Here is a 20,957-nt window from a genome sequence, read left to right on the forward strand (position 1 = left end):
GTCGGCAAGGCCGGCGCAGGTTCGGAGTGTCTCATCGTCGGGTGTGTTAGTAACGAACGATTCTGAGGCACTGTCGTCGGCACCTCCGAGACGCACTCGGCCCCAATCTTCCTTTTCACATCAGTACTTCAATGACTTTGCACGATCACGTGGCTTGTCAGTTGTGGTCGTTCATCACGCAAATGGATCTTTTGGTCCGGATGAAAACGGGCCTCGTACCGAGACACGATTGCCTCGGCATCCCCGTAATAGTGCAGATCTCGCGGACGTATTACCGCACGCCGCAAGGACTCGTCGAGCGTAGCGTCGTCGAGGCGCAGCAGAGCGGCACCCTGATCGCCGGCGAGGCTCGGGACATCGGTCCAATGCTCTGGGTTCTGCTGCTTACCTACGGCTCGAATAGGTTCCGGACGAAGGAGAGGCTCTCGGGGAGTGCAGCCCGCATCGTCTCGATATGCCCCGTCGGATAGGTGCGGAATGTGACTGGCTGGCGGTTGGCGGCGAGTTCGGCGGCGAGTTTCAACGCGAGCGGCGCCGGCACCATCTCGTCCGTCAGCCCCTGCCCGAGGAAGACGGGCCGATCGTACCCGGTCGCCGGGATTTCCAGCATGCTGCGAGCAGCGGCCAGCACTGCGGGATCGTCGAGGGGCCGGTTCACCAGATCGCCGATCGTGACGTCGCCGAGGTCCGATGCCATTTCCTGGTAGCAGTCGGTTTCGGCTCGGGCCAGGGCATCGGTGCCGCGCGGTGTCAGGTAACGATCGATGTCGAGATCGGGTCGTGCCGCCCGGAGTCCGGCCAGGATGTACGACACGAATACGGTGCTGCCGGTCAGTGGCAATCGGGGAAAGTCCGGCCCCACGAGTGGTGCAAGGTTCTCCAGATTCGACGGCGCCCCGGTCGCGACCGCGCCCCGGTAGTCCAGTTCCGGTGCGTACCGTGTGGCGATCGCTGCCGTGACCATCGCGGACTGCCCGCCCTGAGACTGTCCGAGTGCCACCCACCGCGGTGAGAGCGACGGTTCGACCGCACGCGCAGCACGCACCATGTCGATCATGCTGTGCGCCTCCGACGTTCCGTCCAGGTAGGGGTGGATTCCCGGCGTGCCGAGCCCCACGTAGTCGGTCGCGACGATCGCGTAGCCCTGCGAGAGCCAGTTCGTGAGGTATGGACTGCCGACGGTCCCGGTCACCGTGGGAGCGCACTTGTCGGCAATACCGACGGTGCCGTGGGCCCACGAGATCACCGGCCAGCCGCCTTCGGGTGGATCACCGGCGGGGAGGAAGAGCGCGCCCGTACTCAACGCGGGCCGGTTCAGCGGTCCCGTGGACCAATAGGTGAGCTTTGATCCGTTGACGGCGCCGGGGATCCAGAAGGTTCGTGGCAGGGGATCTGTCGCGGTCACTGTGCCCGGCGCCGTGACTGGCGACGGCACCTGCGCCTGGGCGGGCGCGGTCGAGACGACCACAGAGGCGAGCGTGATCACCATCAATGTTTGGCCGAGCCGTCGTCGGATCATTGCACCGCTCCCGGGGTTCGTCCGTATATGTACGCCGACTTCCATTCTGCGCGAACCGGAGGTGCCGGCACACCGGTTCGACAATCTTCGGGTGCCGCTCCCGCGGTCGAGGGCGGTCTGTTATCCGAGACGCAGACGGGGGCAGCGCAGTTCGCGTGGCATTGTCATTTGGCGGGGGTGGATTCGTCGTAGTGATGGACTGGTTTCACTGTCGGTCCAGAGGCGAGGGCGAATGCTCCGCAGCGCATCATGTGGTGCGAGGCTCTTTAGGTCCGTTTTCGGTTCGTTGACGGGGACGCGGTCGGTGAGAGTACGCCCGCTAACCCTTGGCTGCGCTGATCCCGGCGCGCCGACCGTAAAAACTGCCGTCGCCGAGCGACGTTCCCGACGCGTATCCGCCGGCACAGACTCCGGCAGTGCAGCGGCCCGCAGCAAACAATCCGGGGATCGGTTCGCCCGAAACGTGCAGTACCTCCGACTGGATCGACGTTCGCAGGCCGCCGAGGGTGAAGCCTGCCGTGAAGCCCCGAAGGTCAAGGGCGGCAATCGGGGAGCCGATCGGCTTGACCCATTCGGGTTTCTTACCGAGTACCGGATCCTCGCCCCGTTCGGCGTGGCGGTTGTACACCTCAACGGTGGACTGCAGAGTGCCCTCGGGCAAACCCATGTCCGATTCGAGTTCCGCGGCGGTCTCGGCCACCCACTTGGGGCGGAACCGGAAGAACGGCGTGGAACTGTCAGCGCCGGCGCCCTCGTCGTACGCGGCTTCGTCGATGATCAGGTAGGCCTCATTGTTGTTGCGGAGCAACGTTTCCTGGCCGATGCGCCCAGGATAGGTGTCCTCGTTGACGTAGCGTTGCCCGCGCCCGTTGACCAGGATTCCGCGCACCATCAGCTGAGGATCGCCGAAAAACGCGACCTCGGTGGCATCCATGTGCGCGAGGTCGGCGCCCAGAGCTTGCGCCATCCGGATGGCAGTGCCGTCGTGCTCCTCGATGGCCGCACCTGGCCGCCCGATCAGACGCGGCGCATACGACTCGACCATCGACTCGTTGTAGGCAAAACTGCCCATCGCGAGTACAACACCGGTCCGAGCCCGCACAGCCACTTCCTTGCCGTACCGCTTGGCGATGATGCCGACCACTCGATCACCGTCGACAACGAGGCGTTGCACCCGCATGTCGTGCTCGGCCCGCACGCCGAGTTTCTCCGCCGTCTCGACGAGTGGCTTCATCAGCATGAACCCGCCGCCCTTCTCGCCGGTGCGTTTGTCGCTCATCTGCGGTACGTGCCCGCGCGGGGCCTGCGCGGCGATGGCGTTGAAAGGCGCGGCGTTCTCTCCGCCCGAGTACATGAGACCGTCGTCGAACGGAGTTTCCCAGCCTGGCTGGCCGTAGAAACTCTCCTTGAACGGCACTCCGTTGTCGACCAGCCAGTTGTAGTGTTCGACGCTGCCGTTGCAGTAGTCGGTGATCTTTTCCTCGTCGGCACCTGGGCCAAGAGCGGCCATCATGAACGTCTTCATGTTCTCGGGGGTGTCTTCGAAACCGAGTGCCTTCTGCAGCGGTGTACCGCCGCCGAGATAGATGAACCCGCCCGCCAACGAGGCGGCCCCGCCCCACCCGCTGGTGCGTTCGAGAACGAGCACGTCCGCACCCACTCGCGCCGCTTCGATGGCGGCGCTGACTCCGGCAATTCCGTATCCGGCGACAACAACGTCGGCTTCGAGATGCCAGGTGTCTACGTCGTCTACGGCTACGGGCCGAATCGAGTGCGCCGATCCGGTGGAGTTCGCTGGGGCCATCGCGTTTCAGTCCTTCGCGGGAGTTGGTTCGGTTGCGGCCTTTTCGGCAGCTCGGGCGGCCTTACGCCGGTCGGACTTGACCGAGATCAAGGCATTGTTGAGTCCGGTTGCCAATGGCCACCCGGTGTAGTGACACAGGAAGATTGCAGCTTCCTCGACTTGCTGCTCGGTGAGTTCCTCGTTGAGGATCGCCGCATTGATCTGGATTTTTGCGACGTCGGTTTGCCCTTGGGCGGTAATCGCGCCAAGGAGGAGCAGTCGTCGATCACGCATCGACAACCCCGGCCGAGTCCAGATATCGGCAAACAGATGATCTGCTGTGACGGCAAAAAACTCTCCCGGAACGTCGGCAGGCAATTCCCAGCCGTACACCTCGTTCATTTTCGACACACCGCGTGTCCGGGCCTCGGAGATGGAGTGTCCGTTCAGATCGGTCATGACTGCTCCTTCGTGGATGGTCCTGAGAATGCGGTATTTTCCGGCGGGGCGCCTACCCCCACACCGAGTCCTGGACCGAGCCCGGTCAGTGCCAGGTTCGCGAGGGGCAGGTCGACGCCGAGACGGTCACCCAGATCGAGCGCCAGGCTCAGATCTTTCTCACCCAGGTTGCGAACGTGACCGAGAATCGAGTACCAAGGATCGCTCTCGTCAACGGGCTCGGTGGTGGTCCGCAGCATGATGGCGCCGGCCCCACCGGTAATGGCATCGGTATGGCGTACGACCTTACCCAGGGTGCGAATATCGAGACCGGCAGCTTCGGCCAACCTCGACGCTTCGGTAGCGGCGGTGAAGGATACGAAGTGAAGAAGGTTACGCGCCAGCTTCATTCGGGTGCCGGCGCCGATGTCTCCGGCGTGTACCACCAGTTCTGCCCAACATCCGAACGGCTCGCGAACCCTCTCGAATGCCTCTATCGGCCCGCCGATCATCACGGCGAGCTTGCCCTGTGTGGCACCGGGGGCGCCGCCACTGACGGGTGCGTCGATCAAGGTCACACTGCGCTCTTCGCAGATGCCGGCCAACTCCACCGCGGTGGTGTCGGAGATGGTCGAGTGGACGGCGATGACGGTCCCGGGCCGAGCAGTGCTGAGGATGCCGTCAGGTCCGTTGACGACATCACACACTTGAGCGTCGTCGAGCACGGTTACCGAGATGACGCTTGCCGTGGTTGCGACGTCGGCCGGCGTTTGTGCTGCACGAGCCCCCGCGGCAGTGAACGGTTCGAGCGCTTCGGCTCGCGCGTCGCACACCACCAGCCCGGCCGGCCAACCGAGGAGACGGGTCGCCATGGGCGCGCCCATATTGCCCAATCCGATGTAGCCGAGCGTGGGCTTGTCGGCATTCTCGGTCACGATCGGAACACCTGCCCGCCGTCGACGTTGAAGATCTGGCCGGTCACCCAACCAGCTTCGTCGGAGAGGAGGAACAGACACATGCCCACCAAGTCTTCCGGTGTTCCCATGCGTTGCAGTGGAATCCGTTTGACCATGTCCTTGACGATGTTGCCTGGTGTGACCGTGCGGGTGGCTTCGGTGTCGATCGGTCCGGGTGCAATCGCGTTGATCCGGATCTTGGACCAACCGAGTTCGGTGGCCAATTGCTGAGTCAGGCCGTTGATCCCTACCTTGGCAAGGCCGTAGAAACCGGAGTACAGCCAGGCGGCAGTGGAGGACTGGTTCACGATGGAACCGCCGTTGGCGCGCATGTGGGGCACCACTGCTCGGCACATCTGCAGTGCGCCGTCCATGTTCACGCTCATGAACGTCCGGTAGTACTCCCAGTCGACTGTGAGCAGTGAGTCGATCTTCATTCCGCCGTAGATGGCAGCATTGTTGACCAGGTGTTCGATGCTTCCGAATTGCTCGATCGTGAAGTCTGCGAGCGCCTGGGCGGATACGCCGTCGGCAACGTCGACCGCCTTGAAGACCGCGCTGCCACCGTCGGCAGAGATCTGTTTGGCGACCGATTCGCCGAGTTCGTGATTGAGGTCGGCGACAACAACATTGGCACCCTCGGTTGCGAGTGCGCGGGCGTATGCCTCGCCGATTCCCTGAGCGGCGCCGGTGACGATTGCAGTGCGTCCCCTAAAACGTTCTGTAAGTTCTGTACGTCCCATGTCGATCCTGCTTTCGAGGTGACGGATGTGTGTGAGGTGCTTATGCGGGGGATGCGACGAGCTTTGTCTCGAGGTATTCCTCGAAACCGGCGAGGCCCATCTCTCGGCCGATTCCGGATTGCTTGTAGCCGCCGAACGGGGCGTCGGCGGAATACCACACTCCACCGTTGACGCTCAAAGTTCCGGTGCGTACACCAGCGACGACGCGGTTGACGCGATCGGGATCGGTGCCCCACACCGAACCTGACAGGCCGTACGGAGAGTCGTTGGCGATGCGGATGGCATCGTCGTCATCGTCGAACGGAATGATCACCAGTACCGGACCGAATATCTCTTCTTGGGCGACCCGTGACGAGTTTTCCAGTCCCGCAATCAAAGTGGGCTCGATGAAGTATCCGCGCGGTTGATCGTCCGGTCGGCCGCCGCCGGTGACCACAGTGCCCCCTTCGTCCTGGGCCAGCTTCAGATAGCCTTCGACGCGGTCGCGTTGGCGTGCGGAGCTCAGCGGGCCGCAGATGGTTCCCGGTATCGACGGATCGGCAGCACGAATGCCGGCCATGGTCCGGGTGGCGGCGGCAAGCGCTTCGTCGTATCGGCTGCGCGGCACCAATAGTCGCGTGCTCAAAGCGCAGCCCTGCCCGGCGTGGACGCACACCGAGAATGCGGCGACGGAACTGGCGGATTTGATGTCGGCATCGTCGAGGACGATGAAGGCAGATTTTCCGCCAAGTTCGAGGAACACCTTTTTCAGGGTGCTCGACGCGGTAGACATCACCGCACGCCCGGTCGCGGTGGAACCGGTGAAGGAGATCAGGTCGACCCGGGGGTCGGCGCACAGTTGTGTGCCGAGCGAGTGGTCCGTGGAGGTGATGATGTTGACGACGCCGGCGGGGATGTCGGTCTCCTCGGCGATCACCTTGCCTACCAACGCGGCACACCACGGTGTGTCCGGTGCCGGTTTGAGAACAATGGTGTTGCCGGCGGCGAGCGCCGGACCCAGTTTGGCGAAGTTGATCTGGTGTGGAAAATTCCACGGAGTGATGGCACCGACCACCCCGACGGCTTCCTTGAGTAGCTGACGGTGGGTGGGGACTCCCATCGGCGAGGCATTCCCGAGATCCTGTTGCCACGAATAGGATTCGATCAGTTGTGCCCAATATCGGAGGTCGTCGATCGGTCCTTCGAGTTGGGGGCCGCTGGTCAACATCCGCGGTGCCCCGACCTCGGCGATCGTGATGTCGCGTAGCTCTTCGATGTGAGACTCGAGAGCATCGCAGAGTTGGCGAAGGCAGTGTGCGCGAAATGTGTGGTTCCGAGACCAATCGGTGGTGTCGAAGGCGCGTCGGGCCGCGGCGATTGCGGCGTCCATGTCGACGGAGGTGCCTTCGGCCGCTTGACCGAGTACTTCCTCGGTGGCGGGATTGAGGATGTCGAAGGTGCCGCCGGAACCGGGAACAAGTTTGCCGTCGACAAGAAGGGCGGAACTGTCTGTGGGTCGAAGGTTCATAGCGTGAACTCTTCCTTTCTGGACATATGTCTGGACTCTAGTTCACGCAATCGTCCATGGCAATGAGTTTCGGGCATAAGCGATTTGGGTACCGAGAATTCGAAAACTGTCTTGGTTAGTCGGTTCGGGCGCTACGGTTCTCCACCAGATATCCCCGATCCGGTGTCCTGCTGTGGGCCTGGGCGGTTCCCTTCGTGTGTCGATCCGAGTGCAGGAGTAGGCCGATGAACAGAGTTGCTGGAAAAGTTGTCCTGGTGACGGGCGCCGCCCGTGGCCAGGGGCGCAGTCATGCGGTGCGTCTAGCTCAGGAAGGTGCGGACGTCATAGCGTTCGACATCTGCGCCGACATCGCAACCAACGAGTACCCGCTGGCCACCCAAGATGATTTGGATGAGACCGCGAGGCTGGTCAAGGAAACCGGGCGCCGCGTTGTTGCAGCGAGGGTCGATGTCAGAGATCGGGCGGGCGTCGAAGAAGCCCTGGCAGAGGGCGTGGAAAGGCTCGGCGGGTTACATGTGGTTGTTGCCAATGCCGGGATCTGTCCACTGGGTAAGCATGTCTCCAATTCCGGCTTCGTCGACGCGTTCGACGTGAACTTTCTCGGTGTCGTGAACACCGTCCATGCGGGTTTGGAATACCTGGGGGAGGGTGGATCGATCATTGCCATCGGCTCCGTGGCCGGCCTGGTTCCGCAGACCGGATTCAACGGTCAACAGGCGCTGCAAGGGCCGGGCGGTGACGGATACGGCTTGGCCAAGAAGATGATTCAGACGTACACCATGTCGTTGGCATTGACACTGGGGCCGAGTTCGATTCGGGTCAATGCGATCCATCCGACCAATGTGAACACGAACATGCTGCAGAGCTTGCCCATGTATCGGACCTTTCGTCCGGATTTGGAAAACCCGACCGCGGAAGATGCCGCTGTGACGTTTCCTTTCATGCAAGCGATGCCGACGCCATGGGTGGAACCGGAGGACATCTCGCATGCGGTGGTGTATTTGTCGTCGGACGAGTCGCGATTTGTCACGGGTCAGCAGCTTCGGGTTGATGCGGGCGCCGGTATGAAGATCGGCCTCTAAGGTGTGATTTTCGGCTGTGACCGGCGTGAATGACTGACTCGTGAACACTGAAATCTCGAATTCATTGCCCTGGACAGGTACCTGTAGTAACGTCCAGACATGTGTCCAGTCATGGTTACGAATCGACTCGCCGACGCCTCAACGGTAAGCAGGCAGACACCGTCTCCAAGCTCACCGAAGCCGCCGTTGTCGTGCTCCGTGAGCATGAATATTCCGGTTTGACTGTGCGCGCCGTCGCTGCCGAGGCCGGGGTGGGAGCAGCAACCGCCTATACCTACTTCTCGTCGAAGGAGCATCTTGTTGCCGAGGTCTTCTGGCGCCGGTTGCGAGCGTTCCCGAGCTCGGACGGCACCGGTTCGGACCCCACCGCCCGAGTGTTGGCCGTACTGCGCAACATTGCGTTGCTGTTGGCCGACGAACCGCAGGTGTCGGCGGCCGTGACCAATGCATTGCTGGGAACCGATCCTGAGGTTGAGCATCTTCGCGACCGGATCGGATTCGAGATTCACAGCAGGTTGGTTGCGGCAATGGATCCGGTAGTAAATCCACATCGGATCGAGGCAATTGAAATGCTGTATGCCGGAGCACTTTTGCGGGCCGGAATGGGATATGGGACTTACGAGTACATTGCCGGACGCCTGGAGGCTTCCGCACGACTGATCTTGGAGCATCCATGACCGAAGCATTGATCGAGCCGGTGGTGTTCAATCCGTACGACTACCACTTTCACGAAGACCCGTATCCGACCTATGCGCGATTGCGGAATGAAGCTCCGATCTACCACAACGACGACGTCGGATTCTGGGCGCTGTCACGGTATTCGGACGTTCTGAGTGCATTCAAGGACAACAAGCGACTCTCCAGTGCAAACGGGGTTTCGCTCGACCCGGCAGCATACGGACCCCATGCGCACTACGTGATGTCCTTTCTGGCAATGGACGATCCGCGGCATATGCGTCTGCGGCAGTTGGTGTCTCGCGGTTTCACACCCCGCCGTGTTGCCGAACTGGACTCGCGGATACTCGAGCTCACCACGGCGCACCTGACTCCGGCACTTGCCACTGGGGAATTCGACTGGATATCCGAAGTGGCCGGCAAATTGCCGATGGACGTGATCTCCGAGTTGATGGGCGTTCCGGAACCGGACCGCGCGGAACTGCGGAGAAAAGCTGATCTGGTTGTGCACCGCGAAGACGGCGTCCTCGACGTACCGCCGGCGGCCGTGGAAGCGTCGATCAGCCTCATGAACTACTACAAGGACATGATCGCCGAGCGTCGTCGTTCACCAACCGGCGATTTGACATCAGCGCTGCTCGATGCCGAAATCGACGGAGACAGACTGTCGGATGCCGAGATTCTGGGCTTCATGTTTCTGATGGTCGTTGCCGGAAACGAAACCACCACCAAACTTCTCGGAAACGCCCTGTACTGGGGTTCGCACAATCCCAACGAGATTGCGGCGGTTCTTCGTGATCCGGATCTGTCAGCGGAGTGGGTGGACGAAACGCTGCGCTACGACACGTCGAGTCAGATCGTGGCTCGCACGACCACTGTCGATCTCGAGTACTACGGCACTACGGTTCCGGCGGGGGAGAAGATGCTGCTCCTGATCGGTTCGGCCAATCGAGATCCGGACGTCTTCGACGATGCAGACGCGTTTCGCCTCGGACGTAATTCTGCCAACAAGTTGGCGAGTTTCGGTGCGGGCGTTCACTTTTGCCTCGGCGCTCACCTGGCGCGGCTCGAAGCGAAGATCGCTCTTGCCGAATTTGCCCGCCACGTGCGCGATTACGAGGTGGACGAGGCGGGTATCGAGAGAGTCCATTCGACAAATGTGCGGGGCTTCGCGGCCCTGCCGGTGAAGGTGCAGGTGTGCTGATGCCTCGTTTCGAACCCAACCCGGCCCGGCGGACCGCTTTGATCAGCGGCGCATCTTCGGGTATCGGCACCGCGGCGGCCTATGCCCTGGCGGAACTCGGTCACCGAGTCGTCCTCGGAGCGAGGCGGGAAGCCGAGTGCGAGGCGATTGCCGAAAAGATCCGCAGCAACGGCGGCGAAGCCATGGCACATTTCCTCGACGTCACTGACGGCAGTTCGGTGGATGCGTGTGTCACTGCCGCCGAAAAAGCGATGGGGCCGGTGGAAATCGTCGTATCGGGTGCCGGTGATCTCGAATTCGGTGCCGCCGATCAAATGGAACCCGAACGGTTCTTGCGTCAGGTCGAGGTCCATCTTGTCGGTGCACAACGGCTCGCTCACCGAATCCTGCCCGGTATGAGGGAGCGGCAACGGGGTGATTTTGTGCTGATCGGTTCGGATTGCGCCGACCGGCAACGTCCGCTCATGGGTGCTTACGACGCGTCGAAAGCCGGCCTCGAAGCAATGGGGCGTCAGATGCGAATGGAACTCGAAGGCACGGGCATTCGCGCCTCGATCGTGAGGCCTGGACCGACGTTGACCGGGATGGGAATGGACACGACGCCGGAGATCATCGGCCCCGTCGGCGAATCGTGGGCCAGGTGGGGCTTCGCGCGACACGGCTACATGCTGCGGCCGTCTGATATCGCAAACGCCATCGTTGCCGTCGTGACCGCTCCCCGAGGTGCGCACCTCGTTCTGGTGGAGGTTCAGCCGGAAGCTCCACTCAATCCTCGTCCTACTCACACTTCGCAGGAGACGACATGACTCACGGCGTACAGGAGAATCCGCGCACGCTGCCGCAGCCCCCGCGGGTGTCCGGCGGCGAACTCGAACACGGTCATCTCGAAGAACTGCGTACCGATCCGATCGCATTGATGCGCCGGGTCCGCGACGAGTGCGGCGACGTGGGAGCCTTCCAACTAGCCGACCGTACGGTGATCCTGCTGTCCGGCGCCGAGGCAAACGAATTCTTCTTCCGTTCGACTGACGAGGACCTCGACCAGCAAGCTGCGTACCCGTTCATGAAGCCGATCTTCGGTGAGGGGGTGGTGTTCGACGCCAGTCCTGAGCGGCGCAAGGAAATGCTGCACAACTCGGCACTGCGCGGCGAGCAGATGAAAGGCCATGCTTCGACAATCGGCACGGAAGTCGAAGCGTTGGTGGCAGAGTGGGGCGACGAGGGCGAGATTGATCTGCTCGATTTCTTCGCCGAGTTGACCATCTACACGTCGTCGGCCTGCCTGATCGGAAAGAAGTTCCGCGACGAACTCGACGACAGTTTTGCCAAGCTCTATCACGAACTGGAACAGGGCACCGACGCGCTTGCCTTTGTCGATCCGTATGCGCCGATCGAGAGTTTTCGCCGACGCGACGAAGCGAGACTGGCTTTGGTGGCGCTGGTTCAGGAGATCATGAACGGGCGGATTGCGAATCCTCCCCATGGCAAGGACGACCGGGACATGCTCGACATCCTGGTCTCGGTCAAAGACGAGAACGGTGAGCTGCGCTTCAGTGCGGACGAGATCACCGGAATTTTCATTTCGATGATGTTTGCCGGTCACCACACGACATCCGGGACGGCGGCGTGGTCGTTGATCGAATTGTTACGCCATCCCGCCGTCATGGCCGACGTCGTCGAGGAACTCGACAGTTTGTACGCAGACGGTGCCGACATCAGTTTTCATGCCCTGCGCCAGATCCCGGTTCTCGAAGCCGTGGTGAAGGAAACACTGCGACTGCATCCGCCGCTGATTATCTTGCTGCGGGTGGCGCGGGGGGACTTCGAGGTGGGTGGTTTCGAGATTCGCGAAGGTGACCTGGTGGCGGCCACCCCGGCAATTTCCAATCGCATTCCCGAGGACTTTCCGAATCCCGACGAATTCGATCCTGGCCGCTACATCGATCCACGTCAGGAAGACATCGTCAATCGATGGACGTGGATTCCGTTCGGAGCGGGCAGGCATCGGTGCGTCGGCGCGGCTTTTGCCCAAATGCAGCTCAAGGCGATCTTTTCGATTCTGCTGCGTGACTACGAATTCGAGATGACCCAACCGTCGGAGAGCTATCGCAACGATCACAGCAAGATGGTCGTGCAATTGGAGCAGCCGTGCTCGGTCAGATATCGGCGGCGATCCGGTACTAGCAGTCGAACCGGTACAGGCAGTCGATCCGATACTGGCAGGGGAGCGTGAGTCATGCGTGTCGAAGTCGACCTGGATCTGTGTCAGGGCCACGCCGCATGCGAATTGGAAGCGCCGGACGTTTTTGTGGTTCCGAAAAGGGGCAAGGTCGAAGTGTCCGATCAGCCGCTGCCGGACGAGCAGCGACACGAGGTGGAAATGGCAGTGCGTTACTGCCCGACAGGCGCACTGAAAATTGTCGAGGACTGACCAGGGAGAGGTTCACATGACCGGATTCGACCGCGCCGAGCTCGACGACATGGTGCAACGCTGGATTGACGCGAACAAGAAGGCCGAGGCCGCCGGCGACTGGAAGCCGTTGGCGGACATGTACACCGAGGACGCGACCTACGGCTGGAACTACGGCCCCAAACAGGATTTCATGGCGATCGGTCGGGAAGAGATTCGCACCGTCGCGCTAGGTCTCGAGATGAACGGCCTCGAAGGCTGGGAGTATCCCTATCAGGACTTTGTGATCGACGAGCGCAGTGGCAACGTCATCGGACTGTGGAAACAGATCTCCGACGCCAAACGAGACGACGGCAGTAACTACTCCGTCTACGGCATCGGCGGTAGTTGGTTCCGGTACGGCGGAAATTTCCAATGGTCCTGGCAGCGTGACTTCTTCGACTTCGGAAACGTCTCGGCACTGTTCATGGAGATGATCCAGAACAACGCGCTGTCCAAAGGTATGCAGGCACGCATTCAGCGATCGATCTCCGGCGAACCACTCCCAGGCTGGTATCGCGCGGGTACCTCGCCGGTTCCACTGTGGTGAGTCCGGTGACTGTCGGTGGGTCCTTCGAGACGCTCTCGCGCGGCGACCTTGCTGTGTTGGTGCCAGAACTCCTGCTCTGTGGTCAGCTGATCGACAGATCCGGGATGGCGCACCTGATCGTGGAGTACGGGCGCGAAGGCATGGCGGAGGTTGCGATCGCGGAATGGGAATCCGCCAGTCCTTGGTACACCCGCCGGATGCAGAAGGCGCTGCGGTACGAGGGTGACGACGTCGTGACCATTTTCAAAGGACTGCAACTCGACATCGGAGCGCCACCGCAGTTCATGGATTTCCGCTATCGCGTCGACGACCCGCAACACGGTGAGTTCTGGCTCGACCATTGTGGCGCTCTGACCGACGTCGAACCGCTGGGGGACGAGTTCGTCACCACCATGTGTCATGACATCGAAGACCCGACGTTCGACGCGACGGCGATAGCAACCAATGCGCATGCGCAGATCCGTCCGATCCATCGGCCGCCGCGCAAACCTGCTGACAGGCACCCACACTGTGCGTGGACAGTCGTAATCGACCCGTCGCATGTCCCGCCGGTCATGACGGCCCACACCGAGCAGATCGGCCGGACTGCTGCGGTGTCGGTTGAGTTGAGTCCGATCGACGGCAGCGACGACGGGGCGGCCGACTACTCGGGACCGCTGCTCTCGGATCTGCGTTTCTCCGACTTCTCCCAGTCAGCGCTGGTTCGTATCGCGCAGGAAGTGTGCCTGCAACACCACCTACTTGCGCTGGGGTTTCTGCTCGCGGTGCGCGGGCGCAGTAGTGCGGACAAAGCTCGAGAAATTACGCTCAAACAACTCACCGGAATTGCAGGCGTCGCTTCGCAGCGCATCCGCGACGCATTGGGTCTGCCGCCGGATCTGGAAGGCCTGTCGGTGGTGCTGGAGCTACATCCGTTGCTCAATCCGAAGCAATATGTCGAGCGTGAAATTCGCTGGGATGGAGAGAGTCTCGAGATCTTGATTTCGCGGACCGGCCTGGTTGACGCCGACGGTGGCTGGCCCACTCTGATCGACGGTGAGCATCTGGATCCGCTTCAGGCACTGGTACGCGGCGTGAATCCACATTTCACAGCCCGGGTGCTCGACGATTCCGAGGCCGGGCTTTTGATCACGGTCGATACGACGGCGGAGGCTGCGCCGGAATGTGTCGAGGTCGCCATCACCAAAGTGAGCAGCGGCGCAGCATTTGCTTTCGAAGATCGTGGAATTCCGTTGCCTCTCTTCGTGGTTTGAGTGGCTGACCCTGAAAAGGATCGTTCATGGCCTACACGTTTGCAGACCTTTTCGAGCATTCCGTCGATGCGATGCCTGATCGACGAGCGCTGATCGTGTCAGGGGAGGAAGTGACGTACCGCGAACTCGACTCGCGGGCCAACCGTCTGGCACATCATTTCCTGTCGTTGGGTTTCGGGCACGGCACCCATATCGGAATTCAGATGCACAATTCGATCGAGACGATGGTTGCGGTCCTCGCGTCGTTCAAGGTTCGCGCCGTTCCGATCACCGTGAACTATCGGTACACCACCGACGAGTTGGTGTACCTCTACGACAACGCCGATCTCGAGGCACTCGTGTTCCATCGGGGGTACTCCGCTCGCGTCGCCGAGGCCCTGGAATCCACGCCTCGGGTGAAGCACGCTGTGGTGGTGCCGGACGAGCTTGCATCGGGTGCCGAACCGCCCGTGCCAGGCGCGGTCGCGTACGAGAACGCGCTGTCGCCGCAATCTCCGGAACGCACCGGTAGTGACGCGTTCGACGAGCGGAGCGGAGACGACCCCTACATTCTCTACACGGGCGGAACCACCGGACGACCCAAGGGCGTGGTGTGGCGTCAAGAGGACATCTGGCGAGTTCTGGCCGGTGGCTACGATTTCTACACCGGCGAGCCGATTGCCGACGAATACCAACAATCCCGTGGCGGCGCAGCGGCTGCAGAACCTATGCGATGGTGCATGCTGCCACCGCTCATCCACACGTCGGCCTTGATGCCGACGTTCAACGCACTGTTCTCAGGCAACACCGTGATCTTCGAACCACGGTTCGATGCGGCACACGTCTGGAAAGTTGTTGCCGAATACCGGCCACAGGTCATGGTGATCACCGGTGACGCAATGGGGCGGCCTTTGGTGGAAGCGCACCGCGAACTACAACCAGATGCGTCCAGCTTGGCGGTTCTCGCGTCCGGGGCGGCGCTGTTCTCCGGTTCGGTGAAGGACGCCTTCTTCGAGGTGTTCCCGAATCTGATGATCTCCGACTCGGTGGGCTCTTCCGAAACAGGCTTCGGCGGTATCGGATTCGCAGCCAAAGGGTTGAAGCAGCACGGTGGACCTAGGGTGGGTTCCAACCGGTTCACGGTGGTAGTCGACGATGACAACCGGATTCTGCCACCGGGTTCCGGCGCCGAGGGGTGGCTGGCAAAACTTGGCAACGTCCCACTCGGCTACTACAAGGATCCGGTGAAGTCGGCGGAAATCTTCCGAACGGTGGACGGCGGACGGGCAGTGGTCACCGGCGACCGCGCCCGGATCGAGGACGACGGTTCCATCACGCTGCTCGGCCGCGGAAACATGGTGGTCAACACCGGCGGCGAGAAAGTATTCGTCGAAGAGGTCGAGGCCGTCGTCAAGGCCCATCCGGATATCTACGACGCCACCGTCATCGGGCTGCCGGACGAACGCTGGGGAAGCCGAGTCTCGGCCGTGGTCCGGGTGCGCGATGGTGTTGTTCCGGATTTCGAGTCGATCGAGAAACACACTCGGAGCCAACTTGCCGGGTACAAGATTCCGCGTGCGTTCTGGATTGCGTCCGAGGTGGTGCGAGCGCCAAGCGGAAAACCCGACTACCGCTGGGCGAAGGAGTACGCCCTCGGTCAGGAGCCGGTTCACCGCATCGATTAGTCCGCCTCGGCGCGCGCGGCGCCTTGCCTGTAACAGGAGCAACCGAAATGCCCGAGCTGAACCTTCCCGACGGCTTCGATGTCACCGACCCCCAGATGTACGGCAAGCGCGTTCCCCTTGCCGAGTTCGCGGAACTACGCCGCTGCGCTCCGGTGTGGTGGAACGCGCAGGAACCGGGAACCGGCGGTTTCCACGACGGTGGCGCCTGGGTAGTGTCGCGGCACGCCGACGTGCGTGACGTGTCGCTGCGTTCGGAGGAGTTCTCCAACAACGTCAACGGGTGCGTCCCACGCCATGAAGACAACATCACCGCCGAAGAGTTGGAAGTCAGTAAATACGTTCTGATCAACAAGGACGCGCCCGAACATACCCAGTTGCGCAAGTTGGTGGCGCGGTTGTTCACACCCAGGTCCGTCGAAGCGATGCGAGCCGGGCTCGAAGAGCGAGCCGAAGAGATTGCGAAAGCCGCGGCGGCGTCGGGTGCCGGTGATTTTGTCCAGCAGGTTGCCAGTGAGCTACCGATGCAGGCGATCTCGGACCTCATCGGAGTTCCGCAGGAGGCTCGACGCCAGCTCTACGAATGGTCGAATCAGATGACCGGATACGACGACGAATCCATGGCCGGGGAGTCCAGAATGGCGTCGGCGCAGATACTCGGGTACGCGTATCAGCTTGCCGAGGCTCGTCGCGACGAACCGCTCGACGACATCATTTCGCGATTGGTCCAGGCGAACGTGGACGGTGAGGCTCTCACGCCGGAACAGTTCGGCTTCTTCGTCATCATGTTGGCGGTTGCGGGCAACGAGACAACACGCAATGCAACAACACTCGGGATGATGGCGTTCCTGGCGTACCCGGATCAATGGGAACTGTACAAGCGTGAGCGTCCACGCACGGCGGCCGACGAGATCATTCGCTGGGCGTCGCCGCTGACGTCATTCCAACGTACGGCGTTGGTGGACACTCAGATTGCCGGAACTCCGATCAAGAAGGGGCAGCGTGTTGTGCTCCTGTATGGATCGGCGAACTTCGACGAATCTGCGTTCGAGAACCCGGACGTATTCGACATTCTTCGTGATCCCAATCCGCACTTGGCTTTTGGTGGTACCGGGCCACACTACTGCGTCGGCGCCAACCTGGCCCGGATGGAGATCGACCTGATTTTCAACAAGATCGCCGACCACATGCCGGACATCAGCAAACTTGGTGATCCCAGCCGGTTGGCATCAGGGTGGATCAACGGGATCAAGGAATTCAGGGTCGATTACGGCAACAACGCCTCGTGTCCCGTGGAGCACTGAACCGTGTACACCGGGCGGGTCTCGCTGGCAGCGCCGATGCGTCAACTCGGTCAGTTCTACAAAATGGGTGCCGATGTTGCGGTGGGACTGGTACGCACACGCTTTCAGGTGCAGGAGTTTCTCGAACAGAGTTGGATGATCGCGCGGGTGTCGCTGGTACCGACGGTTCTGGTGGCAGTGCCGTTCACGGTTCTGGTGAGCTTCACTCTCAACATCCTGCTGCGCGAGATCGGTGCTGCCGACCTCAGCGGAGCCGGGGCGGCACTCGGCGCCGTCACCCAGGTCGGGCCAGTGGTCACTGTCCTCATCGTGGCGGGCGCCGGCGCCACCGCCATTGCCGCAGATCTCGGTTCGCGGACCATTCGCGAGGAGATCGACGCGATGGAAGTGCTCGGGATCGATCCGATCAATCGGCTGGTGATTCCCCGGGTTGTCGCGTCGACGGTGGTTGCGTTGCTGCTCAACGGACTTGTGTGCGTCATCGGCATCACCGGCGGCTACATCTTCTCGGTGTTCCTCCAAGGCGTGAATCCCGGTGCGTTTGTCGACGGCATCACGTTGCTCACCGGATTGCCCGAAGTTGCCTTGTCGATGGTGAAGGCCGCACTGTTCGGCATGCTCGCCGGACTGGTCGCGTGTTACCGGGGTCTGTCCGTCCGTGGCGGTCCGAAAGGTGTTGGCGAGGCTGTCAACGAGACAGTGGTCTACGCATTCATGGCGCTCTTCGTGGTCAATACCATCGTGACTGCGGTGGGCATCAGGCTGACGGCGGGGTGAGCGGCGTGGCACTGGCGGAACTCGGAAAATTCGGGGCGACCCGAGCGCGGATGGCACGTGTGTCGCGGTCCGTCGACGATGTCGGACGGCAAGCGGTCTTCTTCGTCAGAGCTATTGCCTTCATTCCCTGGGCGCTGCGCAAACACCCGAAAGAAGTCTTGCGTCTGGTCGCCGAGATCAGCATGGGAACAGGTGCGTTGGCATTGATCGGCGGCACCGTCGCCGTTGTCGGGTTCCTGACGCTGGCATCAGGCGGAACCATCGCGATTCAAGGTTTCAGTTCGCTCGGAAACATCGGTGTCGAGGCACTCACCGGGTTCTTCTCCGCGTTCATCAACGTGCGCATCGCCGCGCCGGTCATCGCGGGAATCGGGCTGTCCGCAACCATCGGCGCCGGCTCGACGGCGCAGATCGGTGCGATGCGCATCAGTGAAGAAATCGACGCACTCGAAGCGATGGCGATCAGTTCTGTTCCGTACGTGGTGAGTACGCGCATCGTGGCCGGGATGCTCGCCATTCTGCCGCTGTATTCGTTGGCGCTCGTCGGATCGTTCCTCGCGGGACGTTTCACCACGGTGGTGCTGTTCGGTCAATCGTCCGGGCTCTACGACCACTACTTCACCACCTTTCTCGATCCGGTCGACGTCGCCTGGTCCTTTGTGCAGGTACTGGTGATGGCGTTGCTGGTCATGCTGATTCACACGTACTACGGCTACAGCGCTGTAGGCGGACCCTCGGGGGTGGGCACAGCTGTCGGGCGCGGCGTCCGTCTGTCACTGATTTGTGTTGTGGCGGTGACCCTTCTGGTCTCACTGGCGCTGTACGGCGGTTCCGGCAACTTCAACTTGTCCGGATAGGGAGAGCGAGTGGAGAGATACGGATACAAGCTTGCGGCATTAGGCTTGACGTGCGCGATTGTTGCCGTCGTGGCGCTGGCGGTCGCGTCGTTCAATCAGTCGTTCACCACCCGCGTTCCGATAACAATTGTTGCCGAGCGGGCCGGCCTTGTGATGGATCCGGGTGCGCGAGTGAAGATGGCCGGTGTCACCGTCGGGTCCGTCGAGTCGATCGCGCCGGCCGACGATTCCACCGCGACGTTGTCCATCCTTCTCGATCCCGATGCACTCGAGTCGATTCCCGCCAACGTCGATGTCGCGATCACCTCGAACACCGCCTTCGGCGCGAAGTTCGTCAGTATGTCGGCGCCTGCGGATCCGAGCGCCGAGCGATTGACTGCTGGCGCCACCATCGACGCGAATCACGTGACCGTCGAAATCGATACCGTGTTCGAGAAGTTGACGGCCGTCCTGCGGACAGTTGATCCCGGAAAACTCGATCAGACGCTTGGGGCGATTTCCACCGCGTTGCAAGGTCGCGGGGAGAGGTTGGGCGTCGCTCTGGGGAAGGCCGACGCGTCGCTGTCCGAATTCAACAGTGCCGGTGCCGCTTTCGACGAGGTTCTTACAGACCTTCCGGTAGTGTCCGGGACATATCGGGCGGCTGTGCTGGATCTGATGGACACCCTCGGCTCGCTCACTGTCACCGGCACCACCGTCCTCGACGAGCAAGAGAATCTGGATCTACTGCTACTCAACGTAATTGGGTTGGCGCGTACCGGAGAAGATGTCCTCGGCGCCAATGCCGACGGTGTGGATACCGTCCTGTCGCTCATGCGGCCAACCACCGAACTTCTCGAGGAGTACTCGCCGGTGATTCCATGCATGTTCCACGGACTCGAGGAGAGCAAGGCAATCGGCGACGGCGCGTACAACGGGCAGCCGGGAATCAAGATGTCGATCGGATTGATCGCAGGCACCGAACCGTATCGCTATCCTGAAGATCTGCCGAAGGTCGCGGCAACCGGCGGACCGCAGTGCATGGGCCTTCCGTTGCGCGATCCGAATGTCAACGCGCCCTACCTGGTGACGGACACGGGTGTGAATCCTTTCGAACCGGAACGTCAGTGGAATGGCGGCCAGCCGATAAACGACATGCCGAACCTGCTCAGTTACCTGTTCGGAACGGCGATTCGATGAAGCGGCGCGGCTACGGCATCAAATTCGGCATCTTCGTGGCGGTGATGCTGCTGGTCAATGCTGGGCTCGTGCTGGTCTTCGGGCAGATGCGAGGAGGCGACGAGCACAGTTACGCAGCCCAATTCGTCAATGTGTCCGGGCTGAAATCCGGCGACAAGGTACGGATCGCCGGGGTGCCCGTAGGGACGGTGAGCGCCGTCGAATTCGGTGACGACCACCTTGCTCACGTGAAATTCAGCGTTGATTCAGTGGAGACTCTGACGGAGCAGACCCGGGCGGCGGTGCGTTATCAGGACCTCGTGGGCAACCGCTATCTCGAATTGCTCGACAGTCCCGGCGCCGCGCAACCTATGGCCGCAGGTGCAACCATCCCCACTACCAGGACTGCGCCGGCGCTGGACCTCGACGCGCTGCTCGGTGGCTTCAAACCGTTGTTCCAGGCGCTCGACCCGACCCAGGTCAACGCGCTGTCCCTGTCGCTGCTCGAGGTATTTCAAGGGCAGTCGGGGACAGTGGCGTCGGTGCTCGCACATACCGGATCGATCACCAACACACTTGCCGACCGTGATGTGCTCATCGGCCGGGTCATCAACAATCTTGACGGCGTATTGAGTGAATTACGTGGGCGAGGCGGACAGTTCACCGACACACTCGACCATCTGCAACAACTGGTCAGCGGACTCGCGTCGGACAAGGAACTGATCGGGGCTTCGGTGACGAGCATCGATACCGCTGCACAAACTTTCGCGGATCTCCTGGCCGGGGTCAGGCCCGACATCAGTGGCACACTGTCGCAACTCGACCAGAGCTTGGACCCTTTGGTCGAGCAACAAGGCGAGCTCGATCGAATCCTCGCGTCGATGCCGTCGAACTATCGGCAACTGATCCGAGTTGGTGCCTACGGGTCCTTCTTCAACTTCTATCTCTGCGGTATCGCGCTCAAAGTCGACGGGGCTGACGGCAAACCGATGACGGTCGACCTGATCGACCAGACGACCGGAAGGTGCGCACCACGATGAG

General features: G+C 61.6%; 20 protein-coding genes. 14 read left to right on the forward strand and 6 right to left on the reverse strand.

Annotation, left to right across the window (positions count from 1 at the left end; translation table 11 throughout):
* Positions 1 to 388: 388 nt before the first annotated feature.
* The 6 genes from R4P64_RS09170 to R4P64_RS09195 all read right to left on the reverse strand — a co-directional run bounded on the left by R4P64_RS09170 (position 389) and on the right by R4P64_RS09195 (position 6,946).
* Positions 389 to 1,519: a lipase family protein gene (locus R4P64_RS09170; protein WP_317820406.1), complete on the reverse strand. Its 1,131-nt coding sequence runs from the start codon at positions 1,517 to 1,519 to the stop codon at positions 389 to 391.
* Positions 1,520 to 1,838: 319 nt separating this feature from the next.
* Positions 1,839 to 3,323, reverse strand: a complete 1,485-nt coding sequence (locus R4P64_RS09175; RefSeq protein ID WP_317820408.1) for an FAD-dependent oxidoreductase — start codon at positions 3,321 to 3,323, stop codon at positions 1,839 to 1,841.
* A 6-nt stretch (positions 3,324 to 3,329) separates the two neighbouring features.
* Complete coding sequence (locus R4P64_RS09180) at positions 3,330 to 3,761, reverse strand: carboxymuconolactone decarboxylase family protein (RefSeq protein ID WP_033230881.1); 432 nt, start codon at positions 3,759 to 3,761, stop codon at positions 3,330 to 3,332.
* Complete coding sequence (locus R4P64_RS09185; RefSeq protein WP_317820410.1) at positions 3,758 to 4,675, reverse strand: NAD(P)-dependent oxidoreductase; 918 nt, start codon at positions 4,673 to 4,675, stop codon at positions 3,758 to 3,760. The genes R4P64_RS09180 and R4P64_RS09185 overlap by 4 nt, the downstream gene beginning before the upstream one ends.
* Complete coding sequence (locus R4P64_RS09190) at positions 4,672 to 5,439, reverse strand: SDR family oxidoreductase (RefSeq protein WP_317820411.1); 768 nt, start codon at positions 5,437 to 5,439, stop codon at positions 4,672 to 4,674. Before R4P64_RS09190 ends, R4P64_RS09185 begins: the two co-directional genes overlap by 4 nt.
* Before the next feature lie 40 nt (positions 5,440 to 5,479).
* On the reverse strand, positions 5,480 to 6,946 hold the full coding sequence (locus R4P64_RS09195) for an aldehyde dehydrogenase (protein ID WP_317820413.1): 1,467 nt from the start codon (positions 6,944 to 6,946) through the stop codon (positions 5,480 to 5,482).
* A gap of 224 nt (positions 6,947 to 7,170) precedes the next feature.
* On the opposite strand from R4P64_RS09195, the gene R4P64_RS09200 reads away from it, so the two are divergent.
* The 14 genes from R4P64_RS09200 (at position 7,171) to R4P64_RS09265 (ending at position 20,956) form a co-directional block, all read left to right on the forward strand.
* Complete coding sequence (locus R4P64_RS09200; RefSeq protein WP_317820414.1) at positions 7,171 to 8,028, forward strand: mycofactocin-coupled SDR family oxidoreductase; 858 nt, start codon at positions 7,171 to 7,173, stop codon at positions 8,026 to 8,028.
* 101 nt (positions 8,029 to 8,129) lie between these two features.
* Positions 8,130 to 8,705, forward strand: a complete 576-nt coding sequence (locus tag R4P64_RS09205; RefSeq protein WP_033230876.1) for a TetR/AcrR family transcriptional regulator — start codon at positions 8,130 to 8,132, stop codon at positions 8,703 to 8,705.
* Positions 8,702 to 9,907 (forward strand): cytochrome P450, encoded by a 1,206-nt coding sequence (locus R4P64_RS09210; protein WP_317820416.1) that lies wholly within the window; start codon positions 8,702 to 8,704, stop codon positions 9,905 to 9,907. Before R4P64_RS09205 ends, R4P64_RS09210 begins: the two co-directional genes overlap by 4 nt.
* Positions 9,907 to 10,713: an SDR family oxidoreductase gene (locus tag R4P64_RS09215; protein ID WP_317820417.1), complete on the forward strand. Its 807-nt coding sequence runs from the start codon at positions 9,907 to 9,909 to the stop codon at positions 10,711 to 10,713. The genes R4P64_RS09210 and R4P64_RS09215 overlap by 1 nt, the downstream gene beginning before the upstream one ends.
* A complete protein-coding gene (locus R4P64_RS09220) occupies positions 10,710 to 12,140 on the forward strand; it encodes a cytochrome P450 (RefSeq protein ID WP_317543828.1) in 1,431 nt (476 codons plus the stop codon). The genes R4P64_RS09215 and R4P64_RS09220 overlap by 4 nt, the downstream gene beginning before the upstream one ends.
* A gap of 3 nt (positions 12,141 to 12,143) precedes the next feature.
* Complete coding sequence (locus R4P64_RS09225; RefSeq protein WP_045070099.1) at positions 12,144 to 12,338, forward strand: ferredoxin; 195 nt, start codon at positions 12,144 to 12,146, stop codon at positions 12,336 to 12,338.
* Positions 12,339 to 12,354: 16 nt separating this feature from the next.
* Positions 12,355 to 12,906, forward strand: a complete 552-nt coding sequence (locus tag R4P64_RS09230; protein WP_045070097.1) for a hypothetical protein — start codon at positions 12,355 to 12,357, stop codon at positions 12,904 to 12,906.
* A 5-nt stretch (positions 12,907 to 12,911) separates the two neighbouring features.
* Positions 12,912 to 14,159, forward strand: coding sequence for a hypothetical protein (locus tag R4P64_RS09235; protein WP_371851297.1), 1,248 nt, complete (start codon positions 12,912 to 12,914; stop codon positions 14,157 to 14,159).
* 26 nt (positions 14,160 to 14,185) lie between these two features.
* Positions 14,186 to 15,823 carry an acyl-CoA synthetase gene (locus R4P64_RS09240; protein ID WP_033230869.1) on the forward strand — a complete coding sequence of 546 codons (1,638 nt, stop codon included), beginning with the start codon at positions 14,186 to 14,188 and terminating at the stop codon, positions 15,821 to 15,823.
* A gap of 47 nt (positions 15,824 to 15,870) precedes the next feature.
* Complete coding sequence (locus R4P64_RS09245; protein ID WP_317820419.1) at positions 15,871 to 17,124, forward strand: cytochrome P450; 1,254 nt, start codon at positions 15,871 to 15,873, stop codon at positions 17,122 to 17,124.
* A gap of 36 nt (positions 17,125 to 17,160) precedes the next feature.
* Entirely contained in the window at positions 17,161 to 17,901 is a 741-nt protein-coding gene (locus R4P64_RS09250) for an MlaE family ABC transporter permease (RefSeq protein ID WP_045071049.1), read from the forward strand.
* A gap of 5 nt (positions 17,902 to 17,906) precedes the next feature.
* Positions 17,907 to 18,758 (forward strand): MlaE family ABC transporter permease, encoded by an 852-nt coding sequence (locus tag R4P64_RS09255; protein WP_045071047.1) that lies wholly within the window; start codon positions 17,907 to 17,909, stop codon positions 18,756 to 18,758.
* 9 nt (positions 18,759 to 18,767) lie between these two features.
* The gene (locus tag R4P64_RS09260; protein ID WP_317820420.1) at positions 18,768 to 19,937 is read left to right on the forward strand and encodes an MCE family protein; all 1,170 of its coding nucleotides are present in this window, start codon (positions 18,768 to 18,770) and stop codon (positions 19,935 to 19,937) included.
* Positions 19,934 to 20,956, forward strand: a complete 1,023-nt coding sequence (locus R4P64_RS09265; RefSeq protein ID WP_317543838.1) for an MlaD family protein — start codon at positions 19,934 to 19,936, stop codon at positions 20,954 to 20,956. Before R4P64_RS09260 ends, R4P64_RS09265 begins: the two co-directional genes overlap by 4 nt.
* Position 20,957 lies beyond the last annotated feature (1 nt).

It is taken from the genome of Rhodococcus sp. IEGM 1366, assembly GCF_033142425.1.
Lineage (GTDB): Bacteria > Actinomycetota > Actinomycetes > Mycobacteriales > Mycobacteriaceae > Rhodococcus_F > Rhodococcus_F globerula.